Consider the following 18,934-nt stretch of genomic DNA (forward strand, 5'->3'; position numbering starts at 1 on the left):
TTGACAATTATTTCTATTCTACATAAAATAAAAATAAATATTACGAACCTCGAAATATACGGGAGTGGAATTAATTGTTGCAATATGAACATTTTTTAGACTTACTGCTAGATAACGCCAAGAAACTTTTCTATCCTGAAGAATGGGTAAGCCTAGATTTAACACTTTCTAAAACAGAAGTATTTTGTTTACTTTGGATGGAACGAAATACAGATATTACAATGACGAAAATTGCTGATCTTCTTGATATACCGATGAGTACAACAACGGGCGTTGTAAATCGCCTTGTAAAAAAGGGATATATTGAACGCTACCGTGATGAAAATGACCGACGTATTGTATTAATTCGGTTAACAGAAAACGGCGTAATACTCGTTCAAGAAGTAAAACAAAATGCGGCCCATTACTTTAGCTTAGTAACAGAAGCATTATCAGAAGAAGAAAAAGCATTCTTACTACAAATCTTCCAAAAAATCATGAATCACATCGCTACGTCACAGCAAAAAACAGAAGAAAAGATTTCTACACCTAAAATGAAAAACATTCCGATTGAATAAAACCCTATCTGGGTTTTTATTCAACCATTTACTTCGACACTCGTAATATTCGACATTCGAAACAAAGGGGATATGAATGATGAGAATTATCTTGTATACAGGTAAAGGCGGCGTAGGAAAAACTAGCATTTCAGCAGCAACAGCAATTCAAAGTGCGAAACAAGGATTAAAAACATTAGTAATGAGCACAGATCCTGCTCATAGTTTAGGAGATTCATTTGGTATAAAGCTATCTTCTGAACCACTAGAAATTCGTGAAAATTTGTGGGCACAAGAAATTAATACGATTTATGAAATGGAAAAAGGCTGGGGAAAATTACAGAAATATATTACACTACTCTTCACTTCTAAAGCAGCTGATGATATTACAACAGAAGAATTAACGATGTTTCCCGGTATGGAAGATTTAATTAGCCTACTTCGCGTACTCGATTATTATAAGCAAGACACATATGATGTTATCATTATTGATTGTGCCCCTACAGGAGAAACATTAGCAATGCTAAGCTTTCCAGACATGCTCGGCTGGTGGATGGAAAAATTATTTCCTATTAAAAGAAAAGTTTTAAAAGTCGTTCGTCCAGTAGCTCAACCACTCCTTGGTGTCCCTCTTCCAACCGACGATATTATGGACGAATTAACAAGTACACTTGAACAGCTCGGAGAAATGAGAGATATTTTATCAAATCGAGAAGTAACAAGTATCCGCATCGTTGTAAATCCTGAAAAAATGGTCATTAAAGAAGCCCAGCGCAGCTTTACTTATTTGAATTTATACGATTATAACGTAGATGCCATTATGATTAACCGCGTCATCCCTAACACTGTCACCGATCCTTATTTTCAGGCATGGAAAGATACACAGAAGAAATATAAAACATTAATTAAAGATAGTTTTCAACCCCTTCCTATTTACGAAGCTCCAATGTTTGAACAAGAAGTTGTTGGTTTGTCTATGTTAGAACGTGTAGGAGATTCTTTATTTAAAACTGATCATTCCCCTACAAAAGTAAAATTTAACGGGCGCACTCAATATGTAAAAAAGGATGGCGATGAGTATATTTTCGTTCTGTCCATTCCCTTCTCAAACAAAAGTGAACTTTCCTTAAATCAAAAAGGTGATGAACTTATTATTCGAGCGGGTTCTGTTAAACGGAACATCACGTTACCAAAAACATTAACACACCTTTCTATTCAAGGAGCAAAATTTGAAGAAGATGTACTAAATATTCGGTTTGGAGGTGTAGTACATGCATGAGGAATTACTACGAAGGGTAATTCGTACAAAAGTAAAAGTCGGGATGCATATATTAGAAGAGCTACCTAATCCAATCCAACAATCAGCTAAGCAAATATTAAATATTTTACAAGAGGAACTAGCTGCTTATCTGAAAGAACGAGAGCATCATGAAGTTAATTTAAAAAATATCATAATTGAATAACCATCTCTGTATAGAGGGCCTTTTTTTAGGCTTTCTATACTTTATTGGAGTGATGTAAATTGATGAAAAAACATTCCACTACTATATTCTGGATCATTCCCTTATTATTTTTCATTCATAACCTTGAAGAAGCTTTCCAAATGCCACAATACCTTGCTAATCAATTTTCAATCCGTCTTATAACTAGCCAACAATTTTTCATCGCCATTTCCGTATTAACAATCTTTGTATTACTTATCGTCTTTCTATATCAACTTAACTTCTTGTCTTCTATATGCTGGATTATTTTTATACAAGGGGCCATCTTCTTCAACTCTGTTCAACATATTATTTTGTTTTTCATTTATCGCTCTTATAACCCCGGCGTAATATCAGCATTTTTCATTACTCTCTTTTCTATTTTCTTTTTTTTATCAAAAAAACACTTAATTCATCCAAAGCAATTCGTAATTACACTCCTTTTCAGCTTATTTTCTTATCCCATTATAATTTGGATCACCTTACTGTTCGCTAGCTACTTTCATTCATAAAAAAAGACCAGGAAAATTCCTGGTCTATCACTCTACTTAACAAACATTGGATTCTATGTTATACAAAATTGGAAGGTACAGAATTAGGGTTTGTTTGTTAAGTTTATATGTTGAACGAACTAACAGCGGAGGGGTTCCTTCTGTTAGTCCATTAAACCCAATGATTATTTTACGATTTTTTCAAGCTCATCAAGTGAAAGATCTACTGAAATGGAACCATCATTTGTTTCTTTCTTAATTGCGTCTGTTACTTCTTTTGAATGATATAGTTCAATTACTTTTTTCAATGTTGGATCATCTTTATCTTTCTTACGAGCTGCAAAAATATTAATATATGGCTTTGCATTTTCATTCTTTGGATCTTCTAAGAAAATAGGATCCTTCGCTGGATCTAATCCAGCTTGACCAGCAACACCGTTATTAATAACTGATGCCGCTACATCTTTTAACACACGAGGTGTTTGCTGTGCGATAACCGGTGTAATTTTTAATTTCTTCGGATTTTCAGCAATACCACTTGGATCTCCAAATAGACCAAAGTCTTTTTTAAGCTTTAATAATCCAGCTGCATCAAGAAGTTTTAATGCCCGTGCTTGGTTCGTTGGATCGTTTGGAATTGCAATTTCTGAACCATCTGGGATTTCATTTGCTTTCTTATATTTTTCAGAGTATAAACCCATTGGCGCAATTTGCGTTGTACCAACAGCTGTAATATCTAACTTATGCTCTTTTTTAAATTGCTCTAAGAAAGCAATATGCTGGAATGAGTTTAATTCAATATCTCCATCAGCTAACGCTTTATTTGGCGTTGTGTAATCAGAGAACTCGACCAGTTTAATCTTAATCCCTTCTTTTTCAGCTTTTTTCTTCAAAATTTCCCAAGCGTCTCCATCCGTTCCAGTTACACCGACGCGAACTACTTTTTCTTTCGCTCCTGCACCCGTGTCTCCACTTGAGCAGCCGCTTAATGCTGAGACTCCTACAATCGCTGATAATGCAAATGCTAAAATTTTCTTCATTTTCTTTTCCTCTCTTCCTTTTTATGATCTGCGTAACAAGACTTTCGCAAAGTAGTTTCCTAAATTTTGAGCTATCTGTACGAGAATGATAAGTAACACGACCGTTACGAACATAACTGATGTATCAAAACGTTGATAACCATATGTCATTGCCAAGTCACCAAGACCGCCACCACCGACAAGCCCAGCAACTGCAGAGAATTCAATTAAACCAACTGTCATAAATGTGACACCTAAGATTAATGGTGCTAACGCTTCTGGTACAAGGATTTCAAAAACAATTCTAATTGGTGAGGCTCCCATTGCTTGCGCTGCTTCAATTACTCCTTTCGGAACGGAAACAAGGTTTGTTTCAACCATTCTAGCAATACCAATTGATGCGACTAACGTCATCGGGAAAATTGCCGCTGCTGTTCCAATCGTCGTTCCGATAACACTTCTTGTTAGTGGACTTAAGGCTACTAAAAAGATAATGAATGGTACCGGACGAATTGTATTAATTATGATGTTAAGAATAGAAAAGACCCATTTATTTTCTAAAAAGTTTCCTTTTCTCGTTACATACAAAAGTAAACCTAGAGGTATACCCAGAATTGTAGCGAATATAAGGGTTACAATTACCATTAAGAGGGTATCCCCCGTCGCATCTAGTATGCGCGGCCAAAATATACTCCAATCAACTCGCATGAGCTTCTACCTCCTTCAGCTGCACTTGCAGTCTTAGATGTTGTAATGCTTTTTGAATTTCCCTCTGCTCACCTTGCAACTCTACAAGAAGATTTCCAAATAGCACATTTTGAAGTTCAATAATATTTCCGTACAGTACATTTACATCGACGTTATAGTTTTTTGCGATATATGATAGTACCGGCTGTCCTGTCTCCTCACCAGTAAATGTTAGACGATAAATTTGACCACCATTTTGAATTTTCGCTAGAACACTTTCCGGTAAATGATCATTAATGACAGAACGTACAAAGTTTTGAGTCGTCTTTGTTTTTGGTTGCGTGAAAACATCAAACAGTTTTCCTTCTTCAATAACTTTCCCCTTCTCCATTACAGCTACACGGTGACAAATTTCTTTCACAACATGCATTTCATGTGTAATAAGAAGAATTGTTAAATTGTATTCTCGATTTACTTTCTTTAATAAGTTTAGAATTTCTGTCGTCGTTTCTGGATCTAAGGCTGATGTTGCCTCATCACATATAAGAATATCTGGCGATGTCGCAAGTGCTCTAGCAATGCCCACACGCTGCTTTTGCCCACCTGATAGCTGCTCTGGATAATAGTTTGCTTTATCTTCTAACCCTACAAACTTCAGCAGTTCATTTACTCTTTCTTTTATCTCATTCTTTGGTACTTTCGCTAACTTTAATGGATAAGCAATATTTCCAAATACTGTTCTTGAATTAAATAAATTAAAACTTTGAAAAATCATTCCGATTCTTTGTCTTAGTTTACGCAATTCTTTCGTCGATAATGATGTAATATCTTTATCATCTATTGAAATCGTTCCTGCCGTCGGTCTCTCTAACATATTTACTAAGCGTAATAACGTACTCTTTCCAGCGCCACTAAAACCGATAATGCCAAAAATTTCGCCTTTCTCAACTGATAATGTTACATCCTCCACCGCATGAACAGATTGGCCAGCTGATTCATACACTTTACTTACATTGGTAAAAGAAATCATTTTTTTCCCTCCTATATGCTGTAAAAACTTGAAGCAGAGCTTTCGAGGTAAAATAAAAAGTGCCCTCCTTCTTATCAACCATAAAGATAAGAAGGAGAGCACTTATATGTACTCGTTCACATCTTCTCATCTTCCAAGCCTTTATATGGCTTGCTGGAGTTAGCACGGTATTAAAAAACCCGTTGCTGAGGTATCGTAGGGCCAGTCCCTCCACCTCTCTGGATAAGAATGTATCGATTTAATTGTCGTTTAATTAATTCTCATTATAGAACTCAGAATAATAAGAGTCAATACATTTTTTAGAAAAATATTAATTATTCCTTTATTAAAATTTTCAGATGAATATTCATCTGAAAAATAGTAACTTTCAAGGTTATTTAAAATTCTTCTTCCTCATATTTTTAAACAGGAGAATCCTCTCTACGAATTGAATAAATTTATTTGAATATGAAACTCGGAGGAAGATAAATATATGAAAACAGCTCTTTTACTCGTCGATATTCAAAACGATTATTTTCCAAATGGAAAGATGGAATTGCGTAATCCAGTAGAAGCAAGCGAATATGCTAATCAGTTATTACAACAATTTAGAACAAACAGCGAACCTATTTTTCATATCCAACACGTAGCTATAAAAGATGACGCTACTTTTTTCCTACCTAATACAGAAGGTGTACATATTCACGAAAGCGTACGTCCACTTAGAGAAGAAACAGTTATAGTCAAACATTATCCAAATAGCTTCCGAGAAACTAATCTTCTAGAGCAATTAAAACGTTTTAATATTGAACATGTCGTTGTATGCGGGATGATGACTCATATGTGTATCGATGCAACAGTAAGGGCTGCATTCGATTTTGGCTTTCAATGTACCGTTATACATGACGCTTGTGCTACAAAAGACCTTTCTTTTAAGAACGCTACTATACCAGCTGTTTATATTCACAATACAATTTTAGCTAGTTTAAATGGCGTATATGCAAATGTAATAAGCACGCAAGAATTTTTAGCTACATAAAAAAACACTCCTTTCAGTGAGCAAAACCGAAAGGAGTGTTCCTTGTCGAACCATAGATTTTCTTTCAAATTGTATTATACAGGAAATTCTCAAAATGAATACTAAAAAATATGACTAATAAGTCAACTTTTCTCATTATTTTATTTCTGTTTACATGTTTATCCCGCTATTAATAGGTTTTAGCTCATTCTCTTCGAACGACGGTAATATATGGGGGTTCAATTTTAAAAGGAGCTCTTCACATTCTGTGAAGAGCTCCTCTACTATTTCTTATAAAGTTTCAGAAGTAGTTTTTGCTTGCATGTGAAGTGCTAAGTAATCAGGTCCACCAGCTTTAGAGTCTGTACCAGACATGTTAAAGCCACCGAATGGTTGGTAACCTACGATTGCACCAGTACATCCACGGTTGAAGTATAAGTTACCAACGTGGAAGTCTTCGCGTGCTTTTTCAATATGGTCACGGTTGTTAGTAATAACAGCACCTGTTAAACCGTATTCCGTATTGTTTGCAATTGCAAGTGCATGATCGAAGTCTTTCGCTTTACAGAATGCTACTACTGGTCCGAAGATTTCTTCTTTCATTAAGCGAGCATCTTCTGCAACGTCAGCAACGATTGTTGGTTGGATGAACCAGCCTTTAGAATCGTCTCCTTCGCCACCTGCTAAGATTCTACCTTCTTCTTTACCAATTGCAACATAGCTCATTACTTTATCAAATGCAGCTTGGTCATTAACAGGACCCATGTTTGTACCTAATACTGCTGGGTTAGCAACTGTTAATTCTTTTGTTAATTCAACAGCACGATTTAATACGTGATCGTATACATCTTCATGGATTACTGCACGAGAACATGCAGAACATTTTTGTCCTGAGAATCCGAATGCTGATGCAACGATAGACTTAGCTGCTAATTCAAGATCTGCTTCTTTATCAACAACGATTGTGTCTTTACCGCCCATTTCAGCGATAACGCGTTTTAACCAAATTTGTCCTGGGTTTACTTTCGCTGCACGCTCATAGATGCGGATACCTACATCACGAGATCCCGTGAAGCTTACGAAACGTGTACGAGGATGATCTACTAAGTAGTCACCAACTTCAGAACCGTTACCTGGAACGAAGTTTACTACGCCAGCTGGTAAGCCAGCTTCTTCTAATACTTCCATAAATTTCGCTGCTACTACAGGAGTTGTACTAGCTGGTTTTAGTAATACTGTGTTACCAGAAACTAAAGCAGCTGTTGTCATACCTGCCATAATTGCGAATGGGAAGTTCCAAGGAGAAATGATAACACCTACTCCTAATGGAATGTAAGAGAAACGATTATATTCAATCGGACGGCTTTCTACTGGAATACCGTCTTTTAATTTTAACATTTGACGACCATAATATTCCATAAAGTCGATTGCTTCTGCTGTATCAGCATCTGCCTCATTCCATGGCTTACCTGCTTCTTTTACAAGAATAGCAGAGAATTCATGTTTTCTGCGACGAACGATTGCTGCAGCACGGAATAAAATGTCTGCACGCATTTCTGGCTTTGATTTTCTCCAAGTTTGGAATGTTTCATCCGCTACTTGCATTGCTTTTTCAGCTAACTCACGGCTTGCTTTTGAAACACGACCAACAAGTTCCTCTTTATTTGCAGGGTTTACAGAAACAATTTTGTCTTCTGTAGTGATTTTTTCTCCCCCGATAATTAATGGATAGTCTTGTCCAAGATAAGATTCTACTTTCTTTAAACCTTCTTCAAACGCTAATTTGTTAGCCTCCACTGAAAAATCTGTAAATGGCTCATGTTTGTATGCTACTACCATTTTTTTAGCCTCCCCTTAGAAAAACGTTTACATTTTACAACATTATTCTACACGATAATTTAGATTTATTCAAATATTCCTAGACTTATATTTTAAAAATTAATAAATTTTTAAAATATAATAAAAAAAGAGATTCATACATGCGTATGAATCTACAAAATATGAGTATATTCCAAAACATTTTTCCCGATCAATAATATAGTAACTAATAAAAATAAAGTCCTTACATATCCAACACCTTTTTGAACCGCAAACTTCGATCCAAAATAAGCACCTAAGATCATTGATAATCCCATGATAATACCGTATTCAAAATGAATTATGTCTAAGAATAAAAAAGTAATTAAAGATACAATATTACTAACAAAGTTCAAAAGTTTTCCAGATGCTGCCGCTTGAATAAAATCCAAGCCAATTAATAAAAATGCAAAAATTAAAAACGACCCTGTCCCTGGTCCAAAAAACCCATCATAAAATCCTATCATTAAAATAGCAAAGAAAAATATTAATGTTTTTCTTTGCGTCATCTTCTTATAGGTAGACACACTTCCCCAATTCTTTTTTGCAATAATATAAATAGCAATAAATACCAACATTACAAGTACTAATGGGCGTAAAATATCCGATGGAATAAATTTTACTACTAAAGCACCTGCAACAGCTCCAACAATAGTTAACGGGATTAACTTTCCTACAATTTTAAAATCAACTTTTCCTGATCGAATGAAATACATCGCACTCGTAAACGTCCCCATTGTTGCCGCTAATTTATTCGTTGCAATTGCCGAAGCTGGCGATAGGCCAACAAACATAAGTGCAGGAAGCGAAATTAACCCTCCTCCTCCAACAACGGAATCAATAAAAGCTGCTAAAAAACCGAATGCAATTAATAAAATAATGACTTGAAAACTTAATTCTTCCATGAGCTTTACCCCTTACCCCTATTTTTTACAACATTTTAAATTATAACAAAATTACATAAGAAAAAAAGCTGTTCCATAGAGGAACAGCCTTCATATTTAATCTAAAATTTTCACAAGTGGTTCATCTTGTTTTGCTTCACGTATAATAATAGCTTCTGGGCGTTCTACAGATTTAATCGTTACTTGTACTTTCATATAATTCGGGAAGTATTCCATAACAAGCCCTGCCACATATTGTGTAAAACCAACTATTTCCGCTTTTCCATTAAACTGGACAGGAATATCAAGCTTCATTTCTCTTAATTCATCATCTCTATACATACCAGTACCAATAACAGCTGTATAGTCGCCTTGGAAATAATCGCTTAGTTTTGCCTTAAAGTTGGATACTCTTGCAAGATCTTCACGTTTATTATCTGTTTTCGCTTGCTCTGATGGGAACAAATAATATTTTTCATTAATTTGTTTCCAATCTTCAACCGTTTCACTACCTTTTTCGACATTTGCATAAGAAACAAAATTACCTGGCACGAGCGAAGACTTTGGAGCTTGGCGATAAATCGCAAATGTTATCGGAATATTTTTTGTTTCAGGTTCTTTTTGATGTATGACTTTCAAAATTTCTTGCGCCATTTTTTTCCCTTCAGCTAACATCTTTTCATCTGGGATTGCAGCTTCACGTGGGTAACCATGCTCTTCGTTAAAATATTGAACAGAATTCATCGCTAATCCAACTACCATACCAACACGTTCCTCGCCGTTATCGCCTTTTTTCACATAATAATCATGCTCTAAAATATTTGAAATATATATTGGATTTTTTTTATTTTTCACTTCTAGTGATTCGGATCCTGTTCCTAATGCAGGATTTAATCCTATATTTGGAAATTTAACTGCATCTTTTTTTAATTTTTCCTCTAGTTCCTTTTGTTCAGCATCTGTACGTTTTCTTTTAACAAGCATCTGTATAGTTTGAGTATCTAGAGCTTTTCCGCCTTTTAAAAAATTATCTTTCGTACTAAATGATTCTTTTGCAATTCGCATTAATCCTGTTTCAAATTCATCTATATCAAGGCGACTATTTAACCCTTGCACCACTAAACCACGTGCCTTTCCACCATCAAATGGAATAGTCGTCTTATAATATTCATCCGAAATAGCGTATTTTGGAACAACTGATTGTTCTTTTGCTTTCCCCGATTTCCCAGCCACTTTTTCATCTTTGTCGGCACCTGCACTACACCCACTTACAAGTAGGCCAAGGCTTAATACCGCTAATGCTATTTTTTTCATGGTAAGTTTGCACCTCTTACTTATTTAGCTCTTGTAAGAACCTCTCTTCATTCCAAACCTCAACATTATGTTTCTCCGCTTGTGCTAATTTCGAACCAGCTGCTTCACCTGCAACAACTAAATCCGTACTCTTACTAACACTTCCTGTTACTTTTCCACCTAATGCCTCAATCTTCTTCTTCGCTTCACTTCGTCCCATAACTTCTAGCTTACCTGTTAAAACAACCGTTTTTCCTGCGAAGTAAGATTCAACATTTTGTAAATCTGCAATTTTTATACCTTTGTATGTCATATTCACGCCATACTCTTTAAACTGCTGTAATAACTCTAATACATCTTCATTATCAAAATATGTCACAACAGATTGAGCCATTTTTTCGCCAATTTCATTAATTGCTTTTAGTTCTTCTTCCGTTGCTTTTACAAGCTCATCCATCGTTTCAAAGTGCTCTGCAAATGTACGTGCTGCTTTCGCTCCAACGTGGCGAATTCCAAGACCAAATAATAATCGCTCTAACGAGTTTTCTTTAGAATTTTCAATTGCTTGTATTAAGTTTGTTGCTGATTTTTCACCAAAACGTTCCAACTGTAATAATTGCTCTTTCGTCAATGCATATAAATCAGCAAATGTACGAATGTAATCTGCATCAAAGAGTTGTGTAATGACACGTTCTCCAAGTCCATCAATATTCATCGCATTTCTTGAAACGAAATGGATTAATCCCTCTCGAATTTGAGCCGGACAAGTCGGATTTATACATCGAAGTGCTACTTCTTCTTCTAAACGAACAAGTTCACTCTCACATGCTGGACAATGAGTTGGCATGCGGTATTCTTCTTCCTCACCAGTACGCTTATCAAAAATAACGTTCACAACTTCAGGAATAATATCTCCAGCCTTCTTCACAACAACGTAGTCACCAATTCGAATGTCTTTTTCACGAATTAAATCTTCGTTATGTAAAGAAGCACGACGAACAATCGTACCAGCAACTCTCACTGGCTCTAGTTCTGCAGTCGGTGTTACAACCCCTGTTCGGCCAACACTTAATTCAATGCCTGTTAATCTCGTTACAACTTCTTCAGCCGGAAATTTATAAGCAATCGCCCACCTTGGACTCTTCGCTGTAGTTCCTAGACTTTCTTGAAGAGCAACATCATCTACTTTTATAACGATTCCATCAATCTCATAATCAAGATGCGGACGTTTTTCTTGCCATTCTTCTACATAAGCTATAACTTCTTCAATTGTTTCACATGTACGGCGATTTGGATTTGTCTTAAATCCAAGTTCACCTAAGAAATCCAGCGATTCACTATGTGATGAAATTGTTTTTTCTTCTACATTCGCAAGACCATACACAAACATAGATAAGTTACGCTTCGCTGCAATTTTCGGATCAAGTTGACGTATTGAACCTGCTGCTGCATTACGCGGATTCGCAAATACATCTTCTCCATTTTGCTCTTTTTCTTCATTTAGTTTAACGAATGAACGCTTCGGCATATAAGCTTCGCCTCGTGCTTCTAACGTTACTTCTTCATTTAAACGAAGTGGGATAGCTTTAATCGTTTTTAAATTTTGAGTAATATCTTCACCCGTTACACCATCACCACGTGTTGCCCCTTGAATGAAGCGTCCTTTTTCATAATGAAGCGAAACGGCAAGCCCGTCAATTTTTAATTCACATATATATCTTACATTCGCACCATCAATTCCTTGACGTACTCTTCTATCGAAATCACGTAAATCTCCTTCGTTAAATGCATTTCCTAAACTTAACATTGGTGACTTATGTGTTACTTTTTCAAATATATCAAGAACAGTCCCCCCAACGCGAACGGAGGGAGAATCTTCACTCATAAACTCTGGGTTCTCTGCTTCTAATTTTATAAGCTCCTGCATATTACGGTCATATTCCGCATCAGAAACAGAAGGATTGTCTAATACGTGATATTGATAGTTAAATGTATTTAACAAGTCACGTAATTCTTCTATACGTTTTTTTACTATCTCTTTTGACATATCCTCATTCCTTTCCTATTGTTTCGTCACAGGTGCAAATTTTGCTAACAAACGTTTAACACCAATTGGGCTTGGGAACGCAATATCTAATTCTTTTGCATCACCTTCACCTTTTACACTTACAACTGTACCGACTCCCCATTTTTGGTGGGAAGCTTTATCTCCTACTGCCCAGCCAATTTGTTCGCCGCCTGTCGTCTTAGCCGCAGGGCGCGCGAAAGCTGAACGAGAGCGTGTTGCTGTTGTGATTGTCGTTTTGCCGCTACTTGCCGTTCTGCCTTTTGTACCAAACGATGTTTCACGCTTCGGCGCTGTTTCATTTAATGATTCCACTAGTTCTGTCGGGATTTCTGTAATAAATCGAGACGCAGCGTTCATACTTGTTCTACCAAATAATGTACGCATTTGCGCGTTAGATAAATATAGCTCTTCTTCTGCACGAGTAATACCTACATAAGCAAGACGACGTTCTTCTTGCATTTCATCCTCTTCCATAAGAGAACGAGTATGAGGGAATATCCCTTCCTCTAAGCCAACAATAAAGACAACCGGGAACTCTAATCCTTTCGCCGAGTGCATCGTCATTAAAATAACTTCTTCACCAGCAGTTGGGTCTTCATCTACACGATCAATATCAGCAACAAGTGCTAAATCTGTTAAGAATGCAACAAGGCTCTTATCTTCGCTTTGAGATTCAAATGTTTGCGTAACAGATAAGAACTCGTCTAAGTTTTCTAAACGACCTTCCGCTTCTAAAGAACGTTCATTTTTCAACATATCGCGATAGCCTGTTTTTTCAATAACTTCTTCTACTAATTCTGTAACAGATAAATACTCTTGCATATTTACCCAGTTATTTAATAAATTCGCGAATTCTTTTACTGCCTTTGTAATTTTTGCACTTACTCCAACATGCTCAATCTCATCAAATACAGCAGTTAATGAAATTCCATTTTGCACACCGTAATTAATAATTTTATCGATAGAAGTCGCACCAATGCCACGCTTTGGCACATTTATAATACGTGCAAAACTAATTTCATCATCTGGATTACCGATTAAACGTAAGTACGCCAAAATATCTTTAATCTCTTTACGATCGTAGAACTTCGTACCCCCGACAATTTTATACGGAATGTTAGATTTAAGGAAAATCTCCTCGACCATACGAGACTGAGCATTCGTACGATATAGCACTGCAAAATCAGTATATTTTCGTTTCCCCATTTGAATATCGTCACGAATTTTTTTTGCAACAAAATACGCTTCGTCCTTTTCAGTTGCAGCACGATAATACGAGATTTTACTTCCAACTTGATTGTCTGTCCATAATTTCTTCGGCTTACGATTCGTATTTTTTTCAATAACAGCATTCGCTGCATTTAAAATATTTTGTGACGAACGATAGTTTTGTTCTAACAGAATTACTTGTGCATTCTCATAGTCTTTTTCGAATGACAAAATGTTAGAAATATCTGCACCACGCCAGCGATAAATAGACTGGTCAGAGTCACCCACAACGCAAAGATTTTTAAAACGCGCTGCCAAATGTTTAACAAGAAGATATTGCGCTTTGTTCGTATCTTGATACTCATCAACATGAATATATTGGAACTTACGCTGATAAAACTCTAATACTTCTGGAACACGTTCAAATAGCTGAATCGTCGTCATAATTAAATCATCAAAGTCTAATGAATTATTTTTCAAAAGACGTTTTTGATACTCTGTGTATACATCGCTCGTTAATTTTTCATATGGATCAGCCATTGTAATTTTTTTTGCATATTTATCCGCAGATAACAGTTCATTTTTCGCATTACTAATACCCGCTAAAATAGAGCGCGGCTCAAATTTCTTCGGATCAACATTGCGCTCTTTCATAATTTTTTTGACTACAGTTAGCTGATCACCTGAATCTAAGATTGTAAAGTTACGATTAATACCAATACGATCGATATCGCGTCGTAAAATACGTACACACATAGAGTGGAACGTCGAAATCCAAATATCTTCTGCTTCTGGTCCCACAAGTGTATCAATACGCTCACGCATTTCACGAGCTGCTTTATTTGTGAAGGTAATAGCTAGTACATTCCATGGTGCTACACCTTTTTCACCAAGTAAATACGCAATACGATGTGTTAACACACGTGTCTTACCACTACCTGCACCTGCCATTAATAGAAGTGGTCCATTCGTTGTTTGTACTGCTTTTTGTTGCTGTGGATTTAAACCGTTTAATAACTTATCTGTCATACTCATATACGCCTGCACCTACTCTCCTTTTACTGCTTTAACTGTTTTTAACGCCGATTTTATATCATCATAAATAATATTTCCAACAACTACTGTATCAGCATATTGTGCCATTTCTTTCGCCTGTTCTGCATTAGAAATACCACCGCCATAATATAACTTAGCTTGTTTCAATTCTGCTTTTACATTTTTAACAAGTTCAACATCTCCATACGTACCGCTATATTCTAAATAAAATATCGGTAAACGTAATAGCTTGTCTGCTAAACGAGCATATGCAATAACGTCATCTTCTGTTAAATCACATTTCGCTTCTGTAAGCTGGGCTACTTTCGCTTCTGGATTTAAAACACAATACCCTTCCATAAAAATTTCGTCCCAGTCCATAATATCCCCAAATTCTTTCAATGCCTCATGATGAACACCTGTTACCCATTCTACTTTTCGGCTATTTAAAACACTTGGGATGTAATAAAAATCAAATCCTGGTGTAATTGCTTCTACATCAGAAACCTCTAATACACAAGGAACTGCATATCTACGAATGCTAACTAGCATGTGTAATACGTTATCAATTGTAACTCCATCACTTCCGCCTACAATAACCGCATCAGTTCCAGACTCACAAATCATTTCTAAATGTTCATCGCTTAACTCCTTATTTGGATCAAGCTTAAATACATGTTTCCATCCGGAAATATCGTACATGAAAACACCCTTCCTTTTCTCTAGTTATATATATTTCTGTTCAAAATAACAGTTTATTTTCATCATTATTGTTTTAACTTCATCTTAAATATTTGTTTAAAACGGAGAATTAAGTTTGGAATTACCTCTTCCATATTTTTTAAACTAGAGGATTTAATTTTGAAGTTCCTTTTATGCATTCTTTCATTATAACAAAAAAAGTTACTTACACACACGCACAATCCAACATCTTTTTCCACGTCAAATGTTGGATTACATATCCCAAAAATCAAACGGGATACTAATAAGAGAAATAGTATTATCTATTTCAACTTTCATAAAAAGGAGTGTTTTTCTAATGAAGCAAAATATCGGGACAATAAACGCTCTAATTCGAATTACACTTGGGCTCGTCCTCTTCGGATGTAGTGCAACTAAACTTGTACGCAAGCCGTGGTGCACTTGGTCTAACATTTTTCTATGGATTGGTGCAATGAAAGTTGCAGAAGGAATTGTTCGTTTCTGCCCTGTTGTTGAAATGTGGAAATTCGGAAAATACATGAATATGGGGGCATTTAAAATGCCTAGCATGAATTTTGGTGAAAAAGGACATGCTAAAGAAGAAGTGAATCAAACTTCCACTCATGACAAGCCAGAGTCAAAAGGAAGTTATGACGCTTCTGACAAAGAGATTGAGTCAGCGATTGAAGATATAATCCTGGCAAAACCGCTTTGAATCATTTGTCACGATGCAAGATGCTCTCAAAGGGACTTAGCTGCTGCAGTGGGCGGTTAAGTCTTCTTTATTTTACCATAAAACAGAACGTATATTCTCTTTTTGAACCTTAAAATGTATATAAAAGATATCAACCAATAAAATTCAGAAAATTAGATGCATACCTCTTGCTTAAAATGATATAAAAGTGATATCATTTTTATATCAGGAGGCGATCATATGAAAGAAAAACAAGTATTTTATGTAAATGGTTTTCTCGGTATTATTGGAATTTTGATTTTAGCTGCTATCGGTGTATTTTTCCTTGCACAAGAAATTTTCATAGGAGCGGCACTAACTATTATATTAGCCGCAGTTCTCGCTACAGGTATCGGTATTGTTCAACCGAATCAAGCGAAGGTTATTACGTTCTTCGGTAATTATTTAGGAACAATTCGTCAAAACGGTTTATTTTTAACGATTCCGTTCGCATTCCGTCAAACTGTATCTTTACGTGTTGAAAACTTTAACAGTAAAAAATTAAAAGTAAATGACGTTGATGGAAATCCAATTGAAATTGCAGCTGTTATCGTATATAAAGTTGTTGATTCTGCAAAAGCAATGTTTGGTGTTGAACATTATGATCGATTTGTAGAAATTCAAAGCGAAACGGCAATCCGCCATGTTGCAACAAAATATCCTTATGACAATTTCCAAGATGAAACCTGCGTTACGTTACGCGGAAATACTGAAGAAATCTCTGAAGAATTAAAACGTGAGTTAGAGGCGCGTCTTGAAATTGCTGGTGTAGAAGTATTAGAAACTCGTTTAACGCACTTAGCTTACGCAACAGAAATTGCCCATGCAATGCTACAACGCCAGCAAGCAAAAGCAGTATTAGCTGCTAGAAAAGAAATTGTTGAAGGTGCTGTGAAGATGGCGAAAGATTCCATCCATATGTTAGATGAAGAAGGCGTACTAGAACTCGATGACGAGCGTAAAGCAAATATGGTAAACAACTTATTAGTTGCCATCGTTTCAGATAAAGGTGCGCAGCCAGTTATTAATACAGGAAGCCTATACTAAGGGCTATAAGTAATTATGGCTAAAAAGAAAAGCTTTCCATTACGTATTGATCCTGAATTACACGCAGTCATCGAAAAATGGGCAAATGATGAATTTCGTAGCGTCAATGCACACATCGAGTATTTACTTCGAGAAATGGCAAAGCAAAAAGGGAAATTAAAAAAAGATAAAGATGCATAAAAAATCCCGCTGATTCCTCAGCGGGATTTTTACATATTAACTTTTCGTCATCTCATGCCCAATTGCACGATATCCTATATCACTTCGATAAAATAGACCATCACTCTCAATTTTACCGATTTCTTTATATACTTTATCTTTTGCTTCTTGTAAACTATTTGCCTTACAAGCAACAAATAATACACGGCCACCGTTCGTTACAAAGTCCCCATGTTTCATTGCTGTACCTGCATGGAAAACAATCACATCTTGCAGTGCATCTAGTCCGCTAATAATATCACCTTTTTTATATGCTTCTGGATATCCTTTAGAAGCAAGTACAACACCGATTACCGCTTCTTCTGACCATTGTAACGTTAGTTCACTTTCATCTAATACAGCGTTACATACATCAACTAAATCGTTTTCTAATCGAGGTAATACAACTTCTGTTTCAGGATCACCGAAGCGTGCATTAAATTCAATTACCTTCGGACCATCATTTGTTAAAATAAGACCTGCGTATAAAATACCTGTAAACGAACGGTTTTCTTCAATCATCGCCTTAGCAGTTGGATGCAATACGGTTTGAATCGCTTCTTGAACTGCTGATTCTGGAATTTGTGGTACTGGAGAATATGCACCCATTCCGCCCGTATTTGGTCCTTTATCACCATCAAAAGCTCTTTTATGATCTTGGGCGATTATCATTGGATGTACAGTTGTTCCATTCACGAATGCCATTAATGAAAATTCTTGTCCATCTAAAAACTCTTCAATAACGACCTTCTTACTTGCCGTGCCGAATTTCACATCTTGCAGCATTTCTTTCACAGCTTGTAATGCCTCTTCAAGCGTCATCGCTACCGTTACACCTTTACCAGCAGCTAGGCCGTCAGCTTTAATAACGATTGGTGCACCAACTTTTTGAATGTACTGTACTGCTTCTTCATAATCTGTAAAAGTTTCGTACGCCGCAGTTGGAATATCATACTTTTTCATAAGCTCTTTTGTAAAAGCTTTACTACCTTCAATAACAGCAGCCGCTTTATTCGGACCAAATACGCGAAGTCCCTCTTCTTTAAAACGATCAACAATTCCATTCATAAGCGGAATTTCTGGTCCAACGAAAGTTAACTCAACATTATTCTCTTTTGCAAATAAAACTAATGCATCAAAATCATTTTCATCAATATCAACTGGTGTTGCAACATCTCTCATACCTTCATTACCTGGTGCTACATATACCTTTTCTACTTTTTCAGATTGTGCAAACTTCCAAGCTAAAGCATGCTCACGCCCACCGCGGCCAATTACTAAAACATTCATATTTCATCCCCCAATAATTAAATAAGTACAAACTAGAAGCTATGCTCCTAGTTTGCTTTTTCATATCAATAAAAGGTTATCTCGACCAGACTTTTTTAACATCCATATCAATAAAGGTTTAAAAAGGAGGATTAAGAGAACCGAGCAGGTCGAGGCGCATTTGCCAGGAGGACACGGAGTGTAGCTTTCCTACATGAGTACCGCACTGGCGATGCAACGACGACATGCGAAGGTTATCTTAACCGGACTTTTTTAACATCCATATCAATAAAGGTTTAAAAAGGAGGATTAAGAGAACCAAGCAGGTCGAGGCGCATTTGCCAGGAGGACACGGAGTGTAGCTTTCCTACATGAGTACCGCACTGGCGATGCAACGA

General features: G+C 36.2%; 17 protein-coding genes, 1 pseudogene and 1 riboswitch. Of the genes and pseudogenes, 8 read left to right on the forward strand and 10 right to left on the reverse strand.

Going from position 1 to position 18,934, the window contains the following annotated elements; translation table 11 throughout:
* The first annotated feature begins 74 nt into the window (after positions 1–74).
* The 4 genes from AB6801_RS22440 to AB6801_RS22455 all read left to right on the forward strand — a co-directional run bounded on the left by AB6801_RS22440 (position 75) and on the right by AB6801_RS22455 (position 2,529).
* Positions 75–557 (forward strand): MarR family winged helix-turn-helix transcriptional regulator, encoded by a 483-nt coding sequence (locus AB6801_RS22440; RefSeq protein WP_000942472.1) that lies wholly within the window; start codon positions 75–77, stop codon positions 555–557.
* A 76-nt stretch (positions 558–633) separates the two neighbouring features.
* Entirely contained in the window at positions 634–1,815 is a 1,182-nt protein-coding gene (locus AB6801_RS22445; RefSeq protein WP_002102676.1) for an ArsA family ATPase, read from the forward strand.
* Positions 1,808–1,999: a DUF3926 domain-containing protein gene (locus AB6801_RS22450; RefSeq protein WP_000544105.1), complete on the forward strand. Its 192-nt coding sequence runs from the start codon at positions 1,808–1,810 to the stop codon at positions 1,997–1,999. The genes AB6801_RS22445 and AB6801_RS22450 overlap by 8 nt, the downstream gene beginning before the upstream one ends.
* Before the next feature lie 62 nt (positions 2,000–2,061).
* Entirely contained in the window at positions 2,062–2,529 is a 468-nt protein-coding gene (locus AB6801_RS22455; protein ID WP_001986283.1) for an HXXEE domain-containing protein, read from the forward strand.
* Positions 2,530–2,693: 164 nt separating this feature from the next.
* Here the strand turns inward: AB6801_RS22455 and AB6801_RS22460 are convergent, their stop codons facing one another.
* From AB6801_RS22460 to AB6801_RS22470, 3 genes are read right to left on the reverse strand one after another with little or no spacing between them, the layout of a single operon-like run.
* Positions 2,694–3,548 (reverse strand): MetQ/NlpA family ABC transporter substrate-binding protein, encoded by an 855-nt coding sequence (locus AB6801_RS22460; RefSeq protein WP_000721594.1) that lies wholly within the window; start codon positions 3,546–3,548, stop codon positions 2,694–2,696.
* A 21-nt stretch (positions 3,549–3,569) separates the two neighbouring features.
* Entirely contained in the window at positions 3,570–4,235 is a 666-nt protein-coding gene (locus AB6801_RS22465; protein WP_001261865.1) for a methionine ABC transporter permease, read from the reverse strand.
* A complete protein-coding gene (locus tag AB6801_RS22470; RefSeq protein ID WP_000623013.1) occupies positions 4,225–5,244 on the reverse strand; it encodes a methionine ABC transporter ATP-binding protein in 1,020 nt (339 codons plus the stop codon). Before AB6801_RS22470 ends, AB6801_RS22465 begins: the two co-directional genes overlap by 11 nt.
* A gap of 123 nt (positions 5,245–5,367) precedes the next feature.
* Positions 5,368–5,473: riboswitch (SAM riboswitch) on the reverse strand.
* Positions 5,474–5,716: 243 nt separating this feature from the next.
* Between AB6801_RS22470 and AB6801_RS22475 the strand changes: the two are divergent.
* Positions 5,717–6,282, forward strand: a pseudogene (locus AB6801_RS22475) (cysteine hydrolase family protein).
* A 250-nt stretch (positions 6,283–6,532) separates the two neighbouring features.
* Here the strand turns inward: AB6801_RS22475 and pruA are convergent.
* The 6 genes from pruA to pcrB form a co-directional block, all read right to left on the reverse strand.
* Positions 6,533–8,080 carry an L-glutamate gamma-semialdehyde dehydrogenase gene (gene pruA / locus AB6801_RS22480; protein ID WP_000259555.1) on the reverse strand — a complete coding sequence of 516 codons (1,548 nt, stop codon included), beginning with the start codon at positions 8,078–8,080 and terminating at the stop codon, positions 6,533–6,535.
* Between the two features lie 152 nt (positions 8,081–8,232).
* Positions 8,233–9,003, reverse strand: coding sequence for a TSUP family transporter (locus tag AB6801_RS22485; RefSeq protein ID WP_000391975.1), 771 nt, complete (start codon positions 9,001–9,003; stop codon positions 8,233–8,235).
* 96 nt (positions 9,004–9,099) lie between these two features.
* Positions 9,100–10,296: a CamS family sex pheromone protein gene (locus AB6801_RS22490; protein ID WP_000717034.1), complete on the reverse strand. Its 1,197-nt coding sequence runs from the start codon at positions 10,294–10,296 to the stop codon at positions 9,100–9,102.
* 16 nt (positions 10,297–10,312) lie between these two features.
* Complete coding sequence (gene ligA, locus AB6801_RS22495; RefSeq protein ID WP_000031613.1) at positions 10,313–12,322, reverse strand: NAD-dependent DNA ligase LigA; 2,010 nt, start codon at positions 12,320–12,322, stop codon at positions 10,313–10,315.
* A gap of 15 nt (positions 12,323–12,337) precedes the next feature.
* A complete protein-coding gene (gene pcrA, locus AB6801_RS22500; RefSeq protein ID WP_002100669.1) occupies positions 12,338–14,587 on the reverse strand; it encodes a DNA helicase PcrA in 2,250 nt (749 codons plus the stop codon).
* 12 nt (positions 14,588–14,599) lie between these two features.
* On the reverse strand, positions 14,600–15,289 hold the full coding sequence (gene pcrB / locus AB6801_RS22505; RefSeq protein ID WP_000272102.1) for a heptaprenylglyceryl phosphate synthase: 690 nt from the start codon (positions 15,287–15,289) through the stop codon (positions 14,600–14,602).
* 337 nt (positions 15,290–15,626) lie between these two features.
* On the opposite strand from pcrB, the gene AB6801_RS22510 reads away from it, so the two are divergent.
* From AB6801_RS22510 to AB6801_RS22520, 3 genes are all read left to right on the forward strand, one after another.
* Entirely contained in the window at positions 15,627–16,004 is a 378-nt protein-coding gene (locus AB6801_RS22510) for a YgaP family membrane protein (RefSeq protein ID WP_000812348.1), read from the forward strand.
* Between the two features lie 219 nt (positions 16,005–16,223).
* Entirely contained in the window at positions 16,224–17,069 is an 846-nt protein-coding gene (locus tag AB6801_RS22515) for an SPFH domain-containing protein (RefSeq protein ID WP_000660669.1), read from the forward strand.
* A 15-nt stretch (positions 17,070–17,084) separates the two neighbouring features.
* Complete coding sequence (locus AB6801_RS22520) at positions 17,085–17,249, forward strand: type II toxin-antitoxin system antitoxin (RefSeq protein WP_001085171.1); 165 nt, start codon at positions 17,085–17,087, stop codon at positions 17,247–17,249.
* Between the two features lie 36 nt (positions 17,250–17,285).
* Here AB6801_RS22520 and purD read toward each other — a convergent pair whose 3' ends face one another.
* Positions 17,286–18,557, reverse strand: coding sequence for a phosphoribosylamine--glycine ligase (gene purD, locus AB6801_RS22525; protein ID WP_097999064.1), 1,272 nt, complete (start codon positions 18,555–18,557; stop codon positions 17,286–17,288).
* Between the last annotated feature and the right edge of the window lie 377 nt (positions 18,558–18,934).

The sequence above is a fragment of the Bacillus sp. RCC_6_1 genome (assembly GCF_041360755.1).
Classification (GTDB): Bacteria; Bacillota; Bacilli; order Bacillales; family Bacillaceae_G; genus Bacillus_A; species Bacillus_A cereus.

What these genes read in the sequence shown, in the direction of transcription:
- AB6801_RS22485 (WP_000391975.1), bottom strand. Translation starts at nt 9,003, where the DNA reads ATGGAAGAATTAAGTTTTCAAGTCATTATTTTATTAATTGCATTCGGT.
- AB6801_RS22465 (WP_001261865.1), bottom strand. Translation starts at nt 4,235, where the DNA reads ATGCGAGTTGATTGGAGTATATTTTGGCCGCGCATACTAGATGCGACG.
- AB6801_RS22450 (WP_000544105.1), top strand. Translation starts at nt 1,808, where the DNA reads ATGCATGAGGAATTACTACGAAGGGTAATTCGTACAAAAGTAAAAGTC.
- purD (WP_097999064.1), bottom strand. Translation starts at nt 18,557, where the DNA reads ATGAATGTTTTAGTAATTGGCCGCGGTGGGCGTGAGCATGCTTTAGCT.
- AB6801_RS22510 (WP_000812348.1), top strand. Translation starts at nt 15,627, where the DNA reads ATGAAGCAAAATATCGGGACAATAAACGCTCTAATTCGAATTACACTT.
- AB6801_RS22460 (WP_000721594.1), bottom strand. Translation starts at nt 3,548, where the DNA reads ATGAAGAAAATTTTAGCATTTGCATTATCAGCGATTGTAGGAGTCTCA.
- AB6801_RS22455 (WP_001986283.1), top strand. Translation starts at nt 2,062, where the DNA reads ATGAAAAAACATTCCACTACTATATTCTGGATCATTCCCTTATTATTT.
- pcrB (WP_000272102.1), bottom strand. Translation starts at nt 15,289, where the DNA reads ATGTACGATATTTCCGGATGGAAACATGTATTTAAGCTTGATCCAAAT.
- AB6801_RS22515 (WP_000660669.1), top strand. Translation starts at nt 16,224, where the DNA reads ATGAAAGAAAAACAAGTATTTTATGTAAATGGTTTTCTCGGTATTATT.
- AB6801_RS22520 (WP_001085171.1), top strand. Translation starts at nt 17,085, where the DNA reads ATGGCTAAAAAGAAAAGCTTTCCATTACGTATTGATCCTGAATTACAC.
- AB6801_RS22490 (WP_000717034.1), bottom strand. Translation starts at nt 10,296, where the DNA reads ATGAAAAAAATAGCATTAGCGGTATTAAGCCTTGGCCTACTTGTAAGT.
- AB6801_RS22445 (WP_002102676.1), top strand. Translation starts at nt 634, where the DNA reads ATGATGAGAATTATCTTGTATACAGGTAAAGGCGGCGTAGGAAAAACT.
- ligA (WP_000031613.1), bottom strand. Translation starts at nt 12,322, where the DNA reads ATGTCAAAAGAGATAGTAAAAAAACGTATAGAAGAATTACGTGACTTG.
- pcrA (WP_002100669.1), bottom strand. Translation starts at nt 14,587, where the DNA reads ATGAGTATGACAGATAAGTTATTAAACGGTTTAAATCCACAGCAACAA.
- pruA (WP_000259555.1), bottom strand. Translation starts at nt 8,080, where the DNA reads ATGGTAGTAGCATACAAACATGAGCCATTTACAGATTTTTCAGTGGAG.
- AB6801_RS22470 (WP_000623013.1), bottom strand. Translation starts at nt 5,244, where the DNA reads ATGATTTCTTTTACCAATGTAAGTAAAGTGTATGAATCAGCTGGCCAA.